Source organism: Ewingella americana, assembly GCF_006438725.1.
GTDB classification, from domain to species: domain Bacteria; phylum Pseudomonadota; class Gammaproteobacteria; order Enterobacterales; family Enterobacteriaceae; genus Ewingella; species Ewingella americana_A.
Genome location: NZ_RCZD01000001.1, coordinates 154,230 through 172,192 on the forward strand (window position 1 = coordinate 154,230; position 17,963 = coordinate 172,192).

A 17,963-nucleotide genomic window follows, 5' to 3' on the forward strand; every position below is an offset into this window, starting at 1 on the left:
CTTATTCACCGCCGATGGTCGCCGTCATACGGATCTGGCGGGTATCGCTCATTTCCAAATTCGACATGACCGCAATTTGCGGCAGCGAGCGGCGCAGGAAGCGGGAGAGCAGCGAACGCAACGCGTGATTAACCAGCAGAACCGGCGGTGCGCCGTTGATCTCCTGCTGTTGCAACGCGGCCTGCGCCTGAGTCAGTAAGCGTTCAGCCAGGCCCGGTTCCAATCCACCACCGCCCTGTAATGCCTGCAATAGCAGACGCTCAAGCGCCGTATCCAGCCCGATCACCTGCACTTCGCCGGATCCCGGGAACCACTGTTGCGTAATAGCACGTCCCAGCGCCACGCGGACCAACGAAGTGAGTTCGTTAGGATCACTTTGCGTGGCAGCATGTTCGGCCAGTGTTTCAATAATGGTACGCATATCGCGAATAGAGACCCGCTCAGCCAGCAGGTTCTGCAGCACTTTGTGCAGCGTCGTCAGCGTCACCACACCGGGCACAAAATCTTCGGTCAGCTTCGGCAACTCTTTACTGACACGTTCCAGCAGTTCCTGTGTTTCCTGACGCCCGAACAGCTCCTGCGCATGCAGGCTGATGAGATGATTGAGATGGGTCGCGACCACAGTACTGGCCTCCACCACGGTAAAGCCCTGAATTTGTGCCTGCTCACGCAACGCCGGTTCGATCCAAACAGCGGCCAGACCGAAAGCCGGATCCTGGGTAATTTCGCCCGGCAGTTCGCCAATCGCGTTGCCTGGGTTAATCGCCATCCAGCGCCCCGGATGCGCTTCACCGGTACCGATTTCCACCCCTTTCATCATGATGCGATAACCGGCTGGCGGCAGTTCGAGGTTGTCGCGGATATGAATAACCGGCGGCAAGTACCCCATCTCCTGCGCGAATTTCTTACGGATGCTGCGGATTCGCCCCAGCAGCTCGCCATTTTGGGCGTAATCCACCATCGGGATCAGCCGGTAACCGACTTCCATACCGAGCGAATCTTCCAGTTGAACGTCAGACCAGCTGGCTTCCACCAGCTGTTTGTTGTCGGTATTGACCGGTACGTTCTCTTTGGCCACGGCCGGTTTCTGTTGCTGACCGCGTGTCCACCAGGCCAGCGCTAACAGGCCACCGGTAAACATCAGAAACACGAAGTTTGGCATCCCGGGCACCAAACCAAGCAGGCCAAGGACACAGGCGCTGAGCATCATGACACGCGGGTTACGGAACAGCTGGGTGACCATCTGCTCGCCAACGTCTTCGTTGGTGCCAACGCGGGTCACGATAACACCCGCCGCCGTCGAGATAACCAGCGCCGGGATTTGTGCCACCAGACCATCACCGATGGTCAGCAAGGTGTAGCTCTCCGCCGCGTGGCCGAGATCCATATTGTGTTGCAGCACGCCGACCAGTAAACCGCCGACCACGTTGATGATCATGATCATCAGACCAGCGATGGCATCACCACGCACGAATTTACTCGCACCGTCCATCGAGCCGTAAAAGTCCGCTTCCTGCGTCACTTCAGAGCGGCGCTGTTTGGCTTCATCTTCGCCAATCAACCCGGCGTTGAGGTCGGCGTCAATCGCCATCTGTTTGCCCGGCATCCCGTCAAGGACAAAACGCGCGCCCACTTCGGCGATACGCCCGGCCCCCTTGGTGATCACCATAAAGTTGATCAGCACCAGGATGATAAACACCACGATACCGATGGCGAAGTTACCGCCCACCAGGAAGTGACCGAAGGCTTCTACGACGCGCCCCGCGGCGGCGGTGCCGGTATGGCCCTCCAGCAGAATGATACGGGTCGAGGCGACGTTGAGTGACAAGCGCAGTAAGGTGGAGAACAGCAGAATAGTCGGGAACGCAGCAAATTCGAGGGTACGCTGGGTGAACATCGCCACCAGCAGCACCATAATTGACAGCGCAATATTGAAGGTGAACAACAGGTCGAGAATGAACGGCGGCAGCGGCAGCACCATCATCGACAGAATAATCAGAATCAGGATCGGCCCGGCCAGCACCTGCCACTGTGTGTCTTTAAAACTTGGTAAGCGCAGCAGCGCAGCCAGATTACCCATGTGTTTCTGTCTCTCCAGCAAAGTCCAGTGCTTCAGGCACTGGTAAACGTTCAGGTTTCTTCGGAGCCAATCCGCCTTCACGCTTCCAGCGCTTCAGCTGATAAACCCACGCCAGCACTTCTGCAACGGCGGCATAAAGCGCCGTCGGGATTTGCTGACCAATTTCACTGTGACGATAAAGCGCACGCGCCAGCGGCGGTGCCTCCAGCATCGGAATTTTGTGTTCGGCACCCAACTCTTTGATGCGCAGGGCAACGTCTCCGGCCCCTTTTGCCAACACCTTCGGCGCACTCATTTTGTTTTCGCTGTATTGCAGCGCCACGGCGTAGTGGGTCGGGTTGGTGACAATGACGTCAGCTTTTGGCACGTCGGCCATCATGCGGCGTCTGGCCATGGCGCGTTGCTGCTGGCGGATGCGGCTTTTAACATGCGGGTCACCTTCCTGACTTTTGAATTCGTCACGGATGTCCTGCTTACTCATGCGCAGCTTTTTAATGTGCGTCCAGATCTGCCAGAAAACGTCAAAGCCCACCATCGGGGTCAACCCCAGCACGATCATGATCCCGCAGAAGGCAATCATGTTCAGTGCTTCGCCCAGCGCCGGGATGGTGGGTTGTGCCATCAGCCTCATCATCTCCGGCCAGTGGTGCCACAGATACAGGCCGCATATCCAGCCGACAATCGTGGCTTTCAGGATGGCTTTCAGCAGTTCAGCCAGGACCTGAGCGGAGAACATCCGCTTGATCCCGGCAATGGGATTCATACGGCTAAGCTGCGGGGCAAAGGATTTGCTGCTGAAGTTCAGCCCCCCCAGCAACAGCGGTGCGGCCAGAGCCACCAGAATCAGCCCGCCAATCACCGGCAGCAGCGCCCACACGGCGCGCCCGAGCAAAGCGGCAATCTGTTGCTGCATTTGCTGGTCATTACTGACGATGTCGTGGTCAAAATTCAGCCCCTGAGAGATCATCGCCGCCAGTTGACGCGCCATCGACCCACCGGACACCCACAGCAACGACAAACCGGCTCCCATCATCAGCATGGAAGTCAGTTCGCGCGAACGCGGGATTTGCCCATCCTCGCGGGCTTTTTCAAGCTTATGGGGTGTGGGGGCTTCGCTTTTTTCGAGATCGCTGTCTTCAGCCACCGGTCGGTTCCTGTCTGCTCTGCGGGCATAATTTCATGCCTATAATGGCAAAAGCGCTGAAGTCTCATGGAGGGAATAAAGGCTAAAACAGAGGGCTATTCATTTGATGAATAAATTGCGGATAAAAAACACCCTCCGTTTGCCCAGAATGTGCAAACGGAGGGGGACAAAACACCATGCATCAGAAACCTAAGGAATCCAGCAAGTCATCAACCTGCTCTTGCGAGGCCACAACACCTACGCCGGTCGCGTTCAACTGCGGTCCGTTCAGCAAACCGTCATTCTCACGTTTGGCTTTGGTTTGCTGTTCCGGGATGTTCTCCATCAGCACCATCAACAGCTGGTTTTCAATCTCCTGCACGACGGTCATCATGCGTTTGATCACCTGCCCGGTCAGATCCTGGAAGTCCTGTGCCATCATGATTTCCATCAATTGGGCATTAGTGAAACTGGTATGTTCCGGCACTTCTTTCAGGTAACTGCGGGTGTCGGACACCAGCACCCGTGCATCTGACAGTTCGATCGGGTTTTCGAACCACTGGTCCCAGCGTGCGTCGAGCTTTTTAGCCTCAGATTCCAGTTTGTTCTGACGTGGTTGCGCAGCTTCCACACAGTTCAAGGCACGTTCCGCCGCCTGAGCCGTCATGGTCACCACATAGTCCAGGCGATCGCGGGCATCGGGAATCGCTTCCGCAGCTTGCGCGATAGCCTGATCCAGGCCCAGTTCACGCATACTGTCGCGCAGCATGCGAGTCAGTTGCCCTATACGGGCGATAATATCGCCCGCAGTTGCCGCATCATTTGCAGGCATTGGTATTCCCTGATGAATAAAATCAGCCATATCCGCTCCTACATGCCTAATTTTTCGAAAATTTTACCCAACTTCTCTTCAAGAGTTGCTGCGGTAAAGGGTTTGACAACATAACCACTGGCGCCGGCCTGTGCTGCTGCCACGATGTTCTCTTTCTTCGCTTCTGCGGTCACCATCAGGACCGGAAGTTTAGCCAGCGCAGCATCGCCACGGATGGTTTTCAGCAGGTCAAGACCATCCATGTTGGGCATGTTCCAGTCGGATACCACGAAGTCAAAACCACCGGCGCGTAATTTATTCAGTGCGTCAACACCGTCTTCTGCTTCTTCAACGTTCTGAAAGCCGAGCTCTTTAAGCAGGTTGCGCACAATGCGCCGCATGGTGGAAAAGTCGTCTACAACCAAAAAACGCAGGTTTGGATCGGCCATTTTATGCTCCTAAAATTCTGTTTTTCGTTCAGCCTTGTACGGTCTGAAAAATTAAATACGTAACGCCTGTCCGGCTGATATTTGTGCCAACATGCGCTGGCTGATTTGGCTGAGATCCACTACTTCATTGACCCCGCCGGTGGCAATTGCCTCACGTGGCATTCCAAACACCACGCAACTGGCTTCGTTTTGCGCCAGAGTATAAGCCCCGGCCCGATGCATCTCCAGTATGCCGGCCGCGCCGTCATTGCCCATTCCCGTCAGGATCACCCCAACGGCATTGCGTCCGGCGAACTGCGCCACCGAACGGAATAACACGTCAACCGACGGACGATGGCGGTTGACCGCCGGGCCGTCGTTTAACTTAACCTGATAGTTAGCGCCGCTGCGGGTCAGCTCCATATGCCGGTCACCCGGTGCAATATAAGCATGGCCCGGCAATACGCGCTCACCGTCTTCCGCCTCTTTCACCGTGATCTGACACAGTTTATTTAGCCGTTCGGCAAACGAACGGGTAAACCCTGGTGGCATATGTTGAGTGATCATCAGCGCCGGACAGGTCGGTGGCAGCGGTTGCAGCACGTGGCGGATAGCCTCGGTGCCGCCGGTGGAAGAGCCGATAGCGATCAATTTTTCACTGCTGAGCAGCGGCATACTGGCCAGCATACGTGGCTGGTCAAGATTGACACTCTTGTTCAGCCGCGCTTTCGACGCGGTACGGATCTTGTCTGCAATCAGTTCGCTGTAGGCCAGCATTCCTTCGCGGATACCCAACTGCGGCTTGGTGACAAAATCAATCGCCCCCAGTTCCAGCGCCCTCAGGGTGATTTCTGAGCCTTTTCCGGTCAGCGACGACACCATCACTACCGGCATCGGGCGCAAACGCATCAGTTTTTCGAGGAAATCCAGCCCGTCCATGCGTGGCATTTCGACGTCCAGCGTCAGTACCTGCGGGTTGAATTTCTTAATCAGGTCACGAGCCACCAGCGGATCCGGTGCTGTCGCAACCATTTCCATATCGGGATGACTGTTAATAATTTCGGTCATCAACTGGCGCATCAACGCCGAGTCATCAACGCTCAACACTCTGATTTTATTCATTACCTCTCCTTGGCGAGGCCGTAGACTGTCTGGCCGCGCAAATAAAATTCCCGGCTTATCTGGCTAAAGTTTTCGGAATGTCCCGCAAACATCAGGCCGCCCGGTTTGAGTAAAGGAACAAATCGGCGCAAAATGGCTTCCTGCGTTTCTTTATCAAAATAAATCATGACGTTACGACAAAAAATGGCGTCGAAGGGACCGTTAAGGTTCCACTGACTCGCCAGCAAATTGAGCTGCTGAAAAGCCACCATTTGTGCCAGTTCGGGACGGATGCGTACCAGTCCACTGTGCGGGCCGGTTCCCTTGAAGAAAAATTTCTGCATTTGTTGCGCGCTCAGGGTGCGCAACTCTTCCTGGCGGTAAACGCCAGTGGTTGCCTTTTCCAGCACCTGCGTATCAATGTCACTGGCCTGAATTTTACAGGTCGACATGCGTGGCCCAAGGGCTTCACTCAACGTCATCGCGATGGAGTATGGCTCTTCCCCGGTAGAGGCCGCCGTGCTCCAGACGCTGTAATTATTCGGGCGTGCCCGGGCGTGTTCGGCCAGTATCGGGAAGTGATGTGCTTCACGAAAGAACGCCGTCAGGTTGGTGGTCAGCGCATTGATAAACGCCTGCCACTCCGCACTGTTAGGGTCACTTTCCAGCATCACCAGATAATGGCCAAAATCGTTAATCCCTAATAGCCGCAGGCGACGCACCAGGCGGTTATAGACCATCTCTCTTTTGTGGTCCGCCAGGACAATACCCGCGCGCTGATAAATCAGCTCGCTGATACGGCGGAAATGGGTATCCGACAGCGGTAAACGCTGAATCATCTGCGCCATAATTGACGCAGTGTCGGCACTCTGACTTGTATTAGGAGCACTCATATTCGGACTCCTTAAACGGACAGACTTTGATGTTATTACCCAATTGGCTTTCTTCCTTCACTCACCAGAGGCAGAAACTGCCTCTGTCATGCCGTTGTTGCGCGAGTGCGCAGCGGTTAAGCGGCGCGTTGTTACGGGCGACGCGCCGACCCGATAGTACTTCATTACCAACAGCATCAGTCCAAAAGCGGTTACCGCAAAAAAGCTATACCCACGAAATGATTAACGCAGGGATCAGAAGGTTTCCCAGTTTTCACTCAGATTGCTTTCAGTCTGACGAGCCCCTGACAGGTTCGGCGTCAGTAAGGGTGCACGCGTGGAGGCTGTACCCGGGCGAGATCCGCTGATCTGATGCTTGCCGAGAGTAAATACCGCCACAGATTGCGTCAGTAAGCTGGCCTGTTCTTCCAGGGCAGCAGAAGCTGATGCAGACTCTTCCACCAGCGAGGCGTTCTGTTGGGTGACGCGGTCCATTTCAGTAATGGCCTGCGCTACCTGCTCTATCCCACGGCTTTGTTCATCGGAAGCGGAGGTGATTTCACCCATGATGTCAGTCACGCGGGTTACCGCGCTGACCATATCACTCATGGTTTCACCCGCACTTTCGGCCAGAACCGAGCCGGTATTGATACGGCTTACGGAGTCATCGATCAGGCCTTTGATCTCTTTCGCCGCCTGGGCGCTGCGCTGTGCCAGACTGCGCACTTCGCCGGCGACCACGGCAAACCCACGTCCCTGCTCACCGGCACGTGCGGCTTCTACCGCAGCGTTCAGTGCCAGAATGTTGGTCTGGAAAGCAATACCGTCGATCACACCGGTAATGTCGGTAATTTTCTTCGAACTGGCAGCGATGTCGCTCATGGTTTGCACCACGTTGGAGACCACTTTGCCGCCCTTCTGCGCAGTTTCAGACGCACTCAGTGCCAGTTGGCTGGCCTGGCGGGCATTTTCGGCGTTCTGTTTCACGGTCGCGGTCAGCTGTTCCATACTGGCAGCGGTCTGCTCCAGTGAAGAAGCCTGCTGTTCAGTACGTGATGAGAGATCGTTGTTACCGGCAGAGATTTCGCTCGCCCCGCTGTAAATCGCATCTGCGCCCTGACGGACACCGGAAACGGTGCGGATCAGTTCGTCCTGCATGTCGCGCAAACTTTCTGCCAACTGGCCGATTTCGTTACGGCTGGCAACGGTGATTTCCTGCGTCAGGTCACCCCGGGCAATGTGGCGGATGTTCTCAACCAGTGCCTGCAGCGGATGAACCAGAATACGCTGCACACCCAACCAGGCGAGCGCGATGAACAGAATCAGCACTGCCAGAATCGCCCCCAGCACCCAAACTGCATGGTTGAAGGAGTTTTCACTGACGTGAACCGCGCCGTTATACAGGCGGTCGTTCTGATCGATATAGTTCACGAAGGCTTTTTCAAACCCGTCCTGATACTTCTGGGTCGGTTGTTCGAAGAAGTCATTGATGCGACCTATACCGATAAGCTGAATCAATTCACTCAGCGCACCATTCAGTACTTCATAGTTCTTTTTCACGTCTGCCGCATACGCTGGGTTCTGGCTGGCATCAGCAGGAATTTTCAGGTAGTTAGCATAATGTTCCGAAGCAATCTTCAGATTTTTCTGCGCGGTTTCGGTCAGTTCTTTTACCGTCGCGCCGCTGCCCATCTGATTGGCATCCAGCATAAAGCGGATACCTGCACGGTTCAGCGTGTTTCGGGTTTGCAGCAAATACACCCAACTGGCATTCAGCTCGGCCTGTTGCAAACGAATCTGCTGGGAAGTGGCAAAATTATCTTTATCGGTTTTAAGCGACTTGAAGAACAGTCCACCAGAAGTCAACTGTAAGGCACCGAATACCACCAGTAAGATCACGATGGCCGTGACCACTTTCATACGCTTAAACATGTTGTACCTTTTTTAATGTGATTCATCTAAAAGGGTTATCGGCAGGAGGCGTGAGAACTTTATGTGACAGGGGGCGAAATATCAGGGGGAGGATAATTATCTGATAACGGGCGCAGCAGGCTGCGCCCGAAATGACTTAGGCTTTCGTGACGCTCTCGAGCAACGCCATCTCTTCGCTGCTCAGCAGCTTCTCAATATCCACCAGGATCAGCATACGATCGCCCAGTGAACCCAGACCGGTCAGGTACTCAGTCGATAGGGTCACAGCAAATTCCGGCGCAGGGCGAATCTGGTCCTGCGTCAGCGACAGCACGTCTGAGACGCCGTCAACCACGATACCCACCACACGGTTTTCAAAATTCAGCACGATAACCACGGTATTTTCATTGTAGACCACGTTCTTCTGGGCAAATTTCACCCGCAGGTCGATGATCGGCACAATGACGCCGCGCAGGTTAGTCACGCCTTTAATAAACGACGGGGTGTTGGCAATACGGGTGACCTGATCATAACCACGGATCTCCTGAACTTTCAGGATATCAATGCCATATTCTTCATCGCCCAGTGTAAAAATCAGGAATTCCTGTCCTACAGTTTCACCCGCTATCTTCGTCACGGTTGCTAGTCCTGCCATGTTGTTCACCTTCAATCGGTCAGCCAATGTGTTGCCTCACCCGTTTGGCCGGTGAGGCCATGTCTGAAGTTATTTTGTTAAGCCGCAGTCCCATCCACTGCGCGTTTATCTCGGTTCAGTGCCTGCAGTGCCGACACGTCGACAATCAGTGCCACGCTGCCGTCGCCAAGAATGGTCGCAGCGGAAATACCTGGCACTTTGCGGTAGTTGCTTTCGAGGTTTTTCACCACCACCTGATGCTGACCAATCAGTTGATCCACCAGTAAGGCGTAGCGGCGTCCGGCACTTTGCAAGATAACCACGATGCCCTGCGTCGCTTCCGTTTTGGCTTCAGTAACATCAAAGACGTGATACAACTCGACCAGCGGCAGGTATTCCCCCCGTACCTGGAGGACGCGTTCGCCCCCGGCTAACGGGTGCAAATCTTCCGCCAGCGGTTGCAGCGATTCCATCACCGCATTCAGTGGCAGAATAAACACTTCAGCGCCCACTTTGACTGACATACCGTCAAGAATGGCCAGCGTCAGCGGCAGCAAGATACGAATGGTGGTGCCTTTACCTTGCTGGGAGTGGATTTCGACGTGACCGCCCATCTCCTGAATATTTCGTTTCACCACGTCCATGCCGACGCCACGCCCGGAAACATCAGTGACTTTTTCTGCCGTTGAGAATCCCGCCGCGAAAATCAACATGCCGACCTCTTCGTCACTCATGTTGTCATGAACATTCATGCCCTGCGACGCCGCTTTGGCGAGGATCTTCTCGCGGTTCAGACCGGCGCCGTCATCCGTCACTTCGATACAGATATTGCCGCCCTGATGTTCAGCAGACAGCGTCAGATTACCCGTTGCATCCTTACCACAGGCAATGCGCACGTCAGCCGTTTCGACACCATGATCGAGGCTATTACGCACCAGATGCGTTAACGGATCGATAATGCGTTCGATCAGGCTTTTATCCAGTTCAGTTGAGCTGCCGAGCAGGGTCAGTTCGATCTGCTTGTTGAGCTTACTGGCAAGGTCTCGCACCAGGCGCGGGAAGCGGCTGAAGACGAACTCCATCGGCATCATACGAATCGACATCACCGATTCTTGCAAGTCGCGGGCGTTCCGTTCCAACTGCCCCATACTGTTAAGCAGGTCACTGTGCGCGACCGGATCCAGCAGGTCTGAACGCTGAGCCAGCATCGACTGAGTGATCACCAGTTCGCCGACCAGGTTGATCAACTGATCCACCTTCTCAACCGCCACACGAATGCTGGTGGATTCCGGCGCTTTCGGAGCCCGCGCTTTTGGCGGCGCGGAGTCCGGTACGGCGGTCAGAATCGGCGCAGCACGCGGTGCGACTTCTGCAGCAACGACAACGGGTTCGGCAACTTCGTCAGCTTCGTCAACGTCATCAACCGGTACATCATTCGCAACGCTGTGGCTGAAGCTTATCTGTTCCGGTTCAATCACAAAACACAACACCGCGCAGATATCATCCTCGCTCAACGTGGTGTTCAGCGTGGCTTCCAGACTGGTGGAAGTTTGCAGCGGATCCAGAACGTCGCCCAGGTTACCGAGCTCTTCGAGCATCAGCGGAATTTCCGCCTCTTTCAGCCCGGAGAGACAGATACGCATCCCGTCGCTGGCTGCCGGTGTCGCAGCGCTGCCGGCAGGCGCACCGGTGACCACGTGGAGATCAACGACGGGGGCCCCCTGCTGCTGAACTTCCAACGCCAGTTGGCGCAAAGCAGCGCAGATATATTCAAAACTCTCTGCATCGGGATCCCGGGTGGATTTATAGGCGTCCAGTTGCTCCTGCATAATGTCTTTCGTTTCCAAAAACAGGTTAATAATGTCGGTGCTCAGGCTCATTTCTGCGCGTCGTGCACCGTCGAGCAAGTTCTCAAGTAAATGGGTGGTTTCCTGTAAAACCGTGAATCCAAAGGTTGCGGCCCCGCCTTTTATCGAATGCGCCGCGCGGAATATCGCGTTGAGCTGCTCAATGTCAGGTGCCAGTGGGTCGAGCAGCAACAGGTGTTGCTCCATGTCCGCCAGCAGTTCATCTGCTTCATCAAAAAACGTTTGATAAAAGTCACTAATATCCATGCTCACGTGATCACCTCTGCTGTGAATCGCGGCTTGTCGATGAAGCCGGTTGCGCCGTGACGTCGGCGGCGGCAGGAATTGCCGTCGTCGGTTTGCCAGGCACGGAAGTAACGACCGATTTCACCGTCTCACTCTTCGGTTGTTGTTGTTCTTGTGTTGGTACAGCCTGTGCTGGTAAAGCCTGTGTTGGTGAAGATTGCCCTGGTAAAGTTGGCGTGGATAAAGACGGTGCTGGCACTGATGTCGTTGGCGACGGATCTTTGGACGTCAGGTGCGGTGCCAGCGCTGGCGATGTTTTTATCGTCGGTGCACTCGGTGCCGCAGGCGCTGCATTGCCCGGAACCAATTTTTGCAGTTCACCCACATCGCTGATGTTGATCGCTTCACCTTCACTATTTTCGCGTTCGATTGCTTCTTCAGAATGTTTGTTAAGCACCAGAATGCTGATGCGGCGGTTGATTGCATCGCCTGACGGATGATTTTTCAGCTGCATGGTTGATCCCATGCCCATCACCCGCAGAACCTTGCCTTCGCTTAACCCACCGACAATCATTTCGCGACGTGACGCGTTTGCACGATCCGTCGAAAGCTCCCAGTTGCTGTAACCACGTTCACCCATGGCGTAAGGCATATCGTCGGTATGACCGGCGAGGCTTATCTTGTTCGGAAAATCATCCAGCACCGGTGCGATGGCCCGCAGGATATAGCGCATGTAAGGCTCAACCGTGGCGCTGCCGAGCTGAAACATCGGGCGGTTCTGGCTGTCGATAATCTGGATACGCAGCCCCTGTTCGGTCAGGTTGATCATCAAGTGCGGGCGCAAATCTCTCAGCCGCGGGTCAGATATCAACATTTGTTCCAGTTTTTCCTGCAAACGTTGCAGATCACCGGTTTCGCGCATATCGCCTTGCGACTGAATCATTTTGTGCACTTCGCCGTCTTGCTGAGTCGGGTCAGCACCGCCACCAGGGATCGGGCTGGTCGCATCACTGCTGCGCGGGCCATTGGTGATCGCTACCGCCAGCGGCGTGCGAAAGTACTCGGCAATCTGCACCAGCTGTTTCGGGCTGGAAATAGAAATCAGCCACATCACCAGAAAAAACGCCATCATGGCCGTCATGAAGTCAGCATAAGCAATCTTCCACGTGCCGCCATGATGCCCGCCGCCGTGCTTGCCCTTTTTCTTTCGCACCACAACGATGGGATGACTCTGATGCTTCATACTTTCTCTTCTTCCGCTTGCTTATTAGGCGATTTGACCTGGCGAACATGTTCTTCCAGCTCAACGAAGGACGGACGTTCTGAGGTGTAGAGCGTCTTGCGACCGAACTCCACCGCAATTTGCGGCGCATACCCATTCAGGCTGGAGAGCAGGGTCACTTTGATGCACTGCATCATTTTGGTGTTTTCAGCACATTTCTGTCGTAATACCGATGCCAGCGGAGAAACAAATCCGTAGGCCAGTAAAATCCCGAGGAAGGTCCCGACCATTGCATGGGCAATCAGTGCGCCCAACTCTGCTGCCGGTCTGTCCGCCGCTGCCAGCGTGTGGACAATCCCCATCACCGCCGCCACGATACCGAAAGCGGGTAATGAATCCCCGACCAGCGCCAGGCTGTTGGCCGGCACCTCACTTTCCTGTTCGTAGGTCTCAATCTCTTCGTCCATCAGGGCTTCAATTTCGAAGGCATTCATGTTGCCGCTGACCATCAGACGCAGATAGTCAGTTAGAAACTCGACTAAATGTTTATCGGCAATAATGCGCGGATAATTAGCGAAAATATCGCTTTCCTGCGGACTATCGATGTCATTTTCCAGCGAGAGCATCCCCTGTTGGCGGGATTTAGCCAGCAGCCGGTACATTAACGCCATCAAATCCATATACAGGGCTTTGTTGTAGCGGGAAGCCCTGAAAAGTTTTGGCAATGCGCGCATGGTTGCTTTTATGGCTTTGCCATTGTTACCAACCAGAAACGCGCCAGCACCGGCACCCGCGATGATCACCAGTTCTGCCGGTTGGTATAACGCGCCCATTTCGCCGCCGACCATCATGAAGCCGCCAAAGACTGAGCCCAGAACCACGATGTAACCTATTATCACTAGCACGATGATTCCTTAATTCGATGTGGCTTTTTGGGTATAAGACAAGACGAGGTAAACGCGAGGGTGGTGTTTCTGACGGTGTGAAAATGTCAGTGACCAACGGGATGTTAGGGGATGGGGCGAAGAGTGACACTGCAGCCACCCTTCTTGCCTTCTTTTCACTTGCTACTTTTCATCCGTGTACAGATGAAAAGTATTAAAGCCCACTACATCTCAAACCGCGCGCTTGACCTTTTCGTCCAGCTCTTGAGATGTAATATCGGCAACTTGCGGGGAAAGTTTACGTTTTTTTACCGCTCTGGACGGCGGTTGGCAAAGACTGCAAACAAAACCGTGTCGCGGCTGGTGGGCATGGGTAATAAATGACCCGTCGCAGCTATTGCAGGAAGAGAGTTGCAGCATGCCGCTGTCAACAAACCGGACCAGCGTCCAGGCGCGAGTCAGTGCCAGAATAGGTGCCTCACCTGGCTGTTCAGGGCATTGCTCCAGATAAAGACGGTACGCCTTAATCACCGCTTCCACGCCATTACAATGCCCACTTCTCATTAAGAAAGAGTAAGCGTTGTAGAACATCGAAGAGTGAATATTCTGCTCCCACGTCATAAACCAGTCTGTCGAGAAAGGTAACATGCCTTTCGGCGGCGGGCTGCCACGTAGCTCTTTATAGAGTTTGATCAACCGTCCACGACTAAGCTGTGTTTCGCTTTCCAGCATTTGCAAACGGGCACCCAGCGTGATCAATTCCATGGCCAGCTGAATATCACGGGCTTCCTGAACAATACTTTTCACCACTGGTTTAGCGGAGAGGTCTTTTGGCGCAGACGTTTTTATCAGAGACATGGTTATGCCCTTTTCTTAGACGTACTACCGTCCCTGGAAGAGAGTCCTTTCAGCAAATGACTGGATAACAAGATACCCGTATGGATTTGCTGTAAGTCGTCTACCCGTGATTCTTGCGTCAGACGCTCAATGGTTCTGCTGTCGTCAAATCGGAACTGGCACAGTAGCTGATTCGTTTCAGCTAACTTAACCATTTGCGGCAAGGTCAACTGGCCTAATGCGTCAGCCATGACATCGTCAATCCCCAGGCGGAACATCGCCGAGGCCTTTTCATCGTTAATTAAACGCTGTGCTAAGAGCAAATATGACAGGTTGATGTCATATATGTGTTTAAGCAATTCAGACATGCTTGTTTACCCCATACCGTCAGCTATGAATTCACAGCTGGTTGATAGACATACCCGCGCGCGGACATTAATCCGGCATAACAGGGATATTTTCTACTATCAAAACAATTGGCTCATTGGACGATGTGATATGCATTTCATTTTTTGAAGAAATGTTCTGCGACGACAAACAAATGATGTCGCGGATTTAACTCACCGCCAATACAAAGTAGTTCCTGATGTAAATTAAATAAAAAGTGACAATTTCACGGCTAACTAAATTTAATAATTTATCAATTGAGTCGTACAGGCAGGGTCCGTTGCTGTGGTCGCGTGTCTTTCTATGAAACGCTTTTACATACATTATTAGGATTAATCTTAATGCGAGGCAAATGTAACCCCGAACCATTAGCACATACAATCTCGCCACTAACGCATTTTGGATAAAGTGTGATGTAGATCACAAAAATAAAATATGTTTCGGGGCGAAAAACGAGATTAAGTCGAATAATGCGTACAAATTTTAATCAAAAGTAAAAAAGCGTCTTAAAACACGCTCCTCAGACCTCTTTTTCCATCATTTTTAGATCATTTTGTACAACAGAGACTTTAGGTGAAATTTAAAACCCCAATAACGCAAATAAAATATCCGATTAAGCGTCTTATCCTGAATATTCCACTTATGTAACACGATCAACCAAAACCACCCCAAAAAGCCGCTTTCTGTGGATGCAGGGGCATATAGCGTGATTTGTGATAAAAGTGAGGGATAAATTCAGCACTAAAAGTAGTCATAACGTGAGGAACTACTGCTTTAACGAAGTATAAAGTCAATGTATGTAACAAAACGTGTAGATATACGAAAACCTTCTGCCCTGGGGAAGGATACAGAAGTAATAGTTATGTATGGTCTTAGTGCGGGCTATTTTGCCTATGTAGTCACTATCGGCATCGGTGTGCATAACTTTAGCTATTGGGCTTAAAAAAGTCATTTATATCGCGCAATGTCAAATAAATGGAAGGCTTTTAGGAATTTTATTAGCAAGATGGTGCAACAGGTAAGTTTAATGAGGGAAAAACAATGTTATATGCCGCAAGTTAAATCAGCTGGGATTTATTTCGAGATATTCGTCACAGAACTTCAAACGAGCGCCACTTAAAGGCCATGTTAAATAGAGCGAAAGTTGATCAATTTAAGGATTTAATAGAGGAATATAAAGCAAAGACTCTTAAATTTTACCGGCTGGTTGAACCAACCGGTAATTAACGCCACACAGTAAACAGTGAAATATTCAACAGTATTCATGTTGCCTGGTGCAATGATAAGTGATGAATTTGCTGTTTCAGCTTGCTTCAGCTGACGGGCATCAGTTCAGGATTGGGGTACAAATACTCAAATCCCAGCTCTTTACAGATACGATTACCATCAATCAATTTGCCTCCCTTGTCAGCTTCAGCAGCTTCAGCAAAATGGGGTTCAGTTAAACCAAGCTGGCGGGCCAGCGCCGGGTAAAAATGCCGTTTCTCAGGATGCATTGGCGCGCAGAGGTTATAAGTGTGTCCACCTTTCGGCAGGCTCAGCAGCAGGATCATCGCGGCGATAACGTCATCCTGATGCACCAGATTGACACCATAGTTACCGCCCTGCACATTGATCTTACCTGCTATAAAGCGCCCTGGATGACGGTCAGATCCTACCAGCCCTGCCAGACGCAATACGTCGACCGATGTATTCGGCAGCCGGTGGAACCAGTTCTCCAGTTCCTCCAGCACCTTACCGCTCGGTGTCACCGGCCGCAGCGGTGAATCCTCACGCATCGTCCCACTGCCTTCCCCATAGACGGACGTTGAACTGGTAAAGATGATGCGCTTAACATTATGCGCCAGCGCGCTGTCCACCAGTTGTTGCACCGCCTGGAAATAGAGTTCGCTCCCTTCCACCGTACGACGGGCCGGTAAGGTGATGATCAGCGCATCGACATTTAACAATGCATCAAGGTCCGAGGCGTCACACTGCATTTCAGGAAGAAAAACCAGGGGATAACATTCAAGTCCACACATCCGTGCAGCATCTACGCCATCGAGCGTGGTCTTGCTGCCGACCACTTGATAGCCTTTAGACGTCAGCGCCATGGCCAGCGGCAAGCCCAGCCAGCCCAATCCTACTATTGCGATTTTTTTCATCGTTGACTCCATCCTTTGCGCGTCATGCGTTGCTGCATGATCAATGCCGAATTCTCTATAGTTTAGCAAATTGAGGCGCTCAGAACGTCCAGATAACGTCTTAACCGGTCAGGTTTTTTAGGAAAATGTTAGCGGCCTTGTCTGCCGAACACATTATTCATATAAACGATGAAACCCCTGCATGGGATAAGAAAAATTTATCATCCCAAAAAAAGGTTGCGCTGCGGCTACCGGATAGTTTAGTTTTATTGGCACAAGAATTGATTGAGTCCGCAAAGTGTGGGCTTCAAAACGCTTCCTTTATAGAGAAACACACATGAACAACATTCTGATCAACCACCATCATCACCATCACCCTGATTAGTCTTGCAGGCGATTGGTGCTGGAAGACTGTTAAGATCTTCCAGTGGCGCAGAATGTAGAGAGAGCCCTCGGAAGATTTTCTTCCGAGGGTTTTTTTTTACCTAAAATTTGAAGCAAACATTTAGCCATTACAGCTAACAAACATAAGCATAAGAAAGGTCGAGGTCATCATGTTAGATAAATCACGTTTACGCATAGCAATGCAGAAGTCAGGTCGCCTGAGTGATGATTCACGCGAACTGCTGGCACGCTGTGGGATCAAAATCAATTTGCAGGAGCAACGCCTGATTGCCTTCGCGGAAAACATGCCTATCGATATTCTGCGTGTGCGTGACGACGATATCCCAGGTCTGGTGATGGACGGCGTAGTGGATTTGGGCATCATTGGCGAAAATGTGCTGGAAGAAGAGCTGCTGAATCGTCGCGCACAGGGCGAAGACCCGCGTTACTTCACGCTGCGCCGCTTAGATTTCGGTGGCTGTCGCCTGTCGCTGGCCACGCCGCTTGACTGTGAATACACCGGCCCGCAAAGCCTGCAAAAAGCCCGTATCGCCACCTCTTATCCTCACATCCTCAAGCAGTATCTCGACAAACAAGGCGTTGATTTTAAATCCTGCCTGCTCAACGGTTCTGTTGAAGTAGCACCCCGCGCCGGTCTGGCCGATGCAATCTGTGATCTGGTATCCACCGGTGCCACCCTGGAAGCCAATGGTCTGCGTGAAGTTGAAGTGATTTACCGCTCAAAAGCTTGCCTTATTCAGCGTGATGGCGAGATGCCACAGGAAAAACAGCTGCTGATTGACCGCCTGATGACCCGTATTCAGGGCGTTATTCAGGCCCGCGAATCAAAATACATTATGCTGCATGCGCCGAGCGATCGCCTCGACGACATCATTGCCCTGCTGCCGGGTGCCGAACGCCCGACCATTTTACCGCTGGCCGGCGATCAACAACGCGTCGCGATGCACATGGTCAGCAGTGAAACGCTGTTCTGGGAAACCATGGAAAAACTGAAAGCACTGGGCGCCAGTTCGATTCTGGTCCTGCCAATCGAAAAAATGATGGAGTAAGGC

At 52.6% G+C, this 17,963-nt stretch carries 15 protein-coding genes and 1 other annotated feature; of the genes, 1 reads left to right on the plus strand and 14 read right to left on the minus strand.

Translation table 11 applies throughout. From position 1 onward, the window contains the following. Window position 1: 1 nt before the first annotated feature. The 14 genes from flhA to EAH77_RS00780 form a co-directional block, all read right to left on the minus strand. Complete coding sequence (gene flhA / locus EAH77_RS00715; protein ID WP_140469893.1) at window positions 2-2,080, minus strand: flagellar biosynthesis protein FlhA; 2,079 nt, start codon at window positions 2,078-2,080, stop codon at window positions 2-4. Continuing rightward, on the minus strand, window positions 2,073-3,224 hold the full coding sequence (gene flhB / locus EAH77_RS00720; protein WP_140469894.1) for a flagellar biosynthesis protein FlhB: 1,152 nt from the start codon (window positions 3,222-3,224) through the stop codon (window positions 2,073-2,075). The genes flhA and flhB overlap by 8 nt, the downstream gene beginning before the upstream one ends. A gap of 181 nt (window positions 3,225-3,405) precedes the next feature. After that, window positions 3,406-4,035, minus strand: a complete 630-nt coding sequence (cheZ, locus tag EAH77_RS00725; RefSeq protein WP_431306742.1) for a protein phosphatase CheZ — start codon at window positions 4,033-4,035, stop codon at window positions 3,406-3,408. A gap of 38 nt (window positions 4,036-4,073) precedes the next feature. After that, window positions 4,074-4,463: a chemotaxis response regulator CheY gene (gene cheY, locus EAH77_RS00730; protein WP_140469896.1), complete on the minus strand. Its 390-nt coding sequence runs from the start codon at window positions 4,461-4,463 to the stop codon at window positions 4,074-4,076. A gap of 51 nt (window positions 4,464-4,514) precedes the next feature. After that, window positions 4,515-5,564: a protein-glutamate methylesterase/protein-glutamine glutaminase gene (locus EAH77_RS00735; protein WP_140469897.1), complete on the minus strand. Its 1,050-nt coding sequence runs from the start codon at window positions 5,562-5,564 to the stop codon at window positions 4,515-4,517. After that, window positions 5,564-6,436 (minus strand): protein-glutamate O-methyltransferase CheR, encoded by an 873-nt coding sequence (gene cheR, locus EAH77_RS00740; RefSeq protein ID WP_140469898.1) that lies wholly within the window; start codon window positions 6,434-6,436, stop codon window positions 5,564-5,566. The genes EAH77_RS00735 and cheR overlap by 1 nt, the downstream gene beginning before the upstream one ends. A 234-nt stretch (window positions 6,437-6,670) precedes the next feature. Beyond that, a complete protein-coding gene (locus EAH77_RS00745) occupies window positions 6,671-8,347 on the minus strand; it encodes a methyl-accepting chemotaxis protein (protein ID WP_140469899.1) in 1,677 nt (558 codons plus the stop codon). A 136-nt stretch (window positions 8,348-8,483) separates the two neighbouring features. Continuing rightward, window positions 8,484-8,981 carry a chemotaxis protein CheW gene (gene cheW, locus EAH77_RS00750; protein WP_140469900.1) on the minus strand — a complete coding sequence of 166 codons (498 nt, stop codon included), beginning with the start codon at window positions 8,979-8,981 and terminating at the stop codon, window positions 8,484-8,486. 77 nt (window positions 8,982-9,058) lie between these two features. Beyond that, complete coding sequence (cheA, locus tag EAH77_RS00755; protein WP_241673387.1) at window positions 9,059-11,074, minus strand: chemotaxis protein CheA; 2,016 nt, start codon at window positions 11,072-11,074, stop codon at window positions 9,059-9,061. Window positions 11,075-11,084: 10 nt separating this feature from the next. Then, window positions 11,085-12,296 carry a flagellar motor protein MotB gene (motB, locus tag EAH77_RS00760; protein WP_140469902.1) on the minus strand — a complete coding sequence of 404 codons (1,212 nt, stop codon included), beginning with the start codon at window positions 12,294-12,296 and terminating at the stop codon, window positions 11,085-11,087. After that, complete coding sequence (gene motA / locus EAH77_RS00765; protein WP_140469903.1) at window positions 12,293-13,180, minus strand: flagellar motor stator protein MotA; 888 nt, start codon at window positions 13,178-13,180, stop codon at window positions 12,293-12,295. The genes motB and motA overlap by 4 nt, the downstream gene beginning before the upstream one ends. A gap of 210 nt (window positions 13,181-13,390) precedes the next feature. Beyond that, on the minus strand, window positions 13,391-14,017 hold the full coding sequence (flhC, locus tag EAH77_RS00770) for a flagellar transcriptional regulator FlhC (RefSeq protein ID WP_140469904.1): 627 nt from the start codon (window positions 14,015-14,017) through the stop codon (window positions 13,391-13,393). Between the two features lie 2 nt (window positions 14,018-14,019). Then, window positions 14,020-14,364, minus strand: coding sequence for a flagellar transcriptional regulator FlhD (gene flhD / locus EAH77_RS00775; protein WP_140469905.1), 345 nt, complete (start codon window positions 14,362-14,364; stop codon window positions 14,020-14,022). Window positions 14,365-15,696: 1,332 nt separating this feature from the next. After that, a complete protein-coding gene (locus EAH77_RS00780) occupies window positions 15,697-16,527 on the minus strand; it encodes an SDR family oxidoreductase (protein ID WP_140469906.1) in 831 nt (276 codons plus the stop codon). Window positions 16,528-16,866: 339 nt separating this feature from the next. Next, window positions 16,867-16,989 (plus strand) — a sequence feature (His leader region). A gap of 71 nt (window positions 16,990-17,060) precedes the next feature. Between EAH77_RS00780 and hisG the strand changes: the two genes are divergently transcribed. Further along, a complete protein-coding gene (gene hisG, locus EAH77_RS00785; protein ID WP_140469907.1) occupies window positions 17,061-17,960 on the plus strand; it encodes an ATP phosphoribosyltransferase in 900 nt (299 codons plus the stop codon). Window positions 17,961-17,963 lie beyond the last annotated feature (3 nt).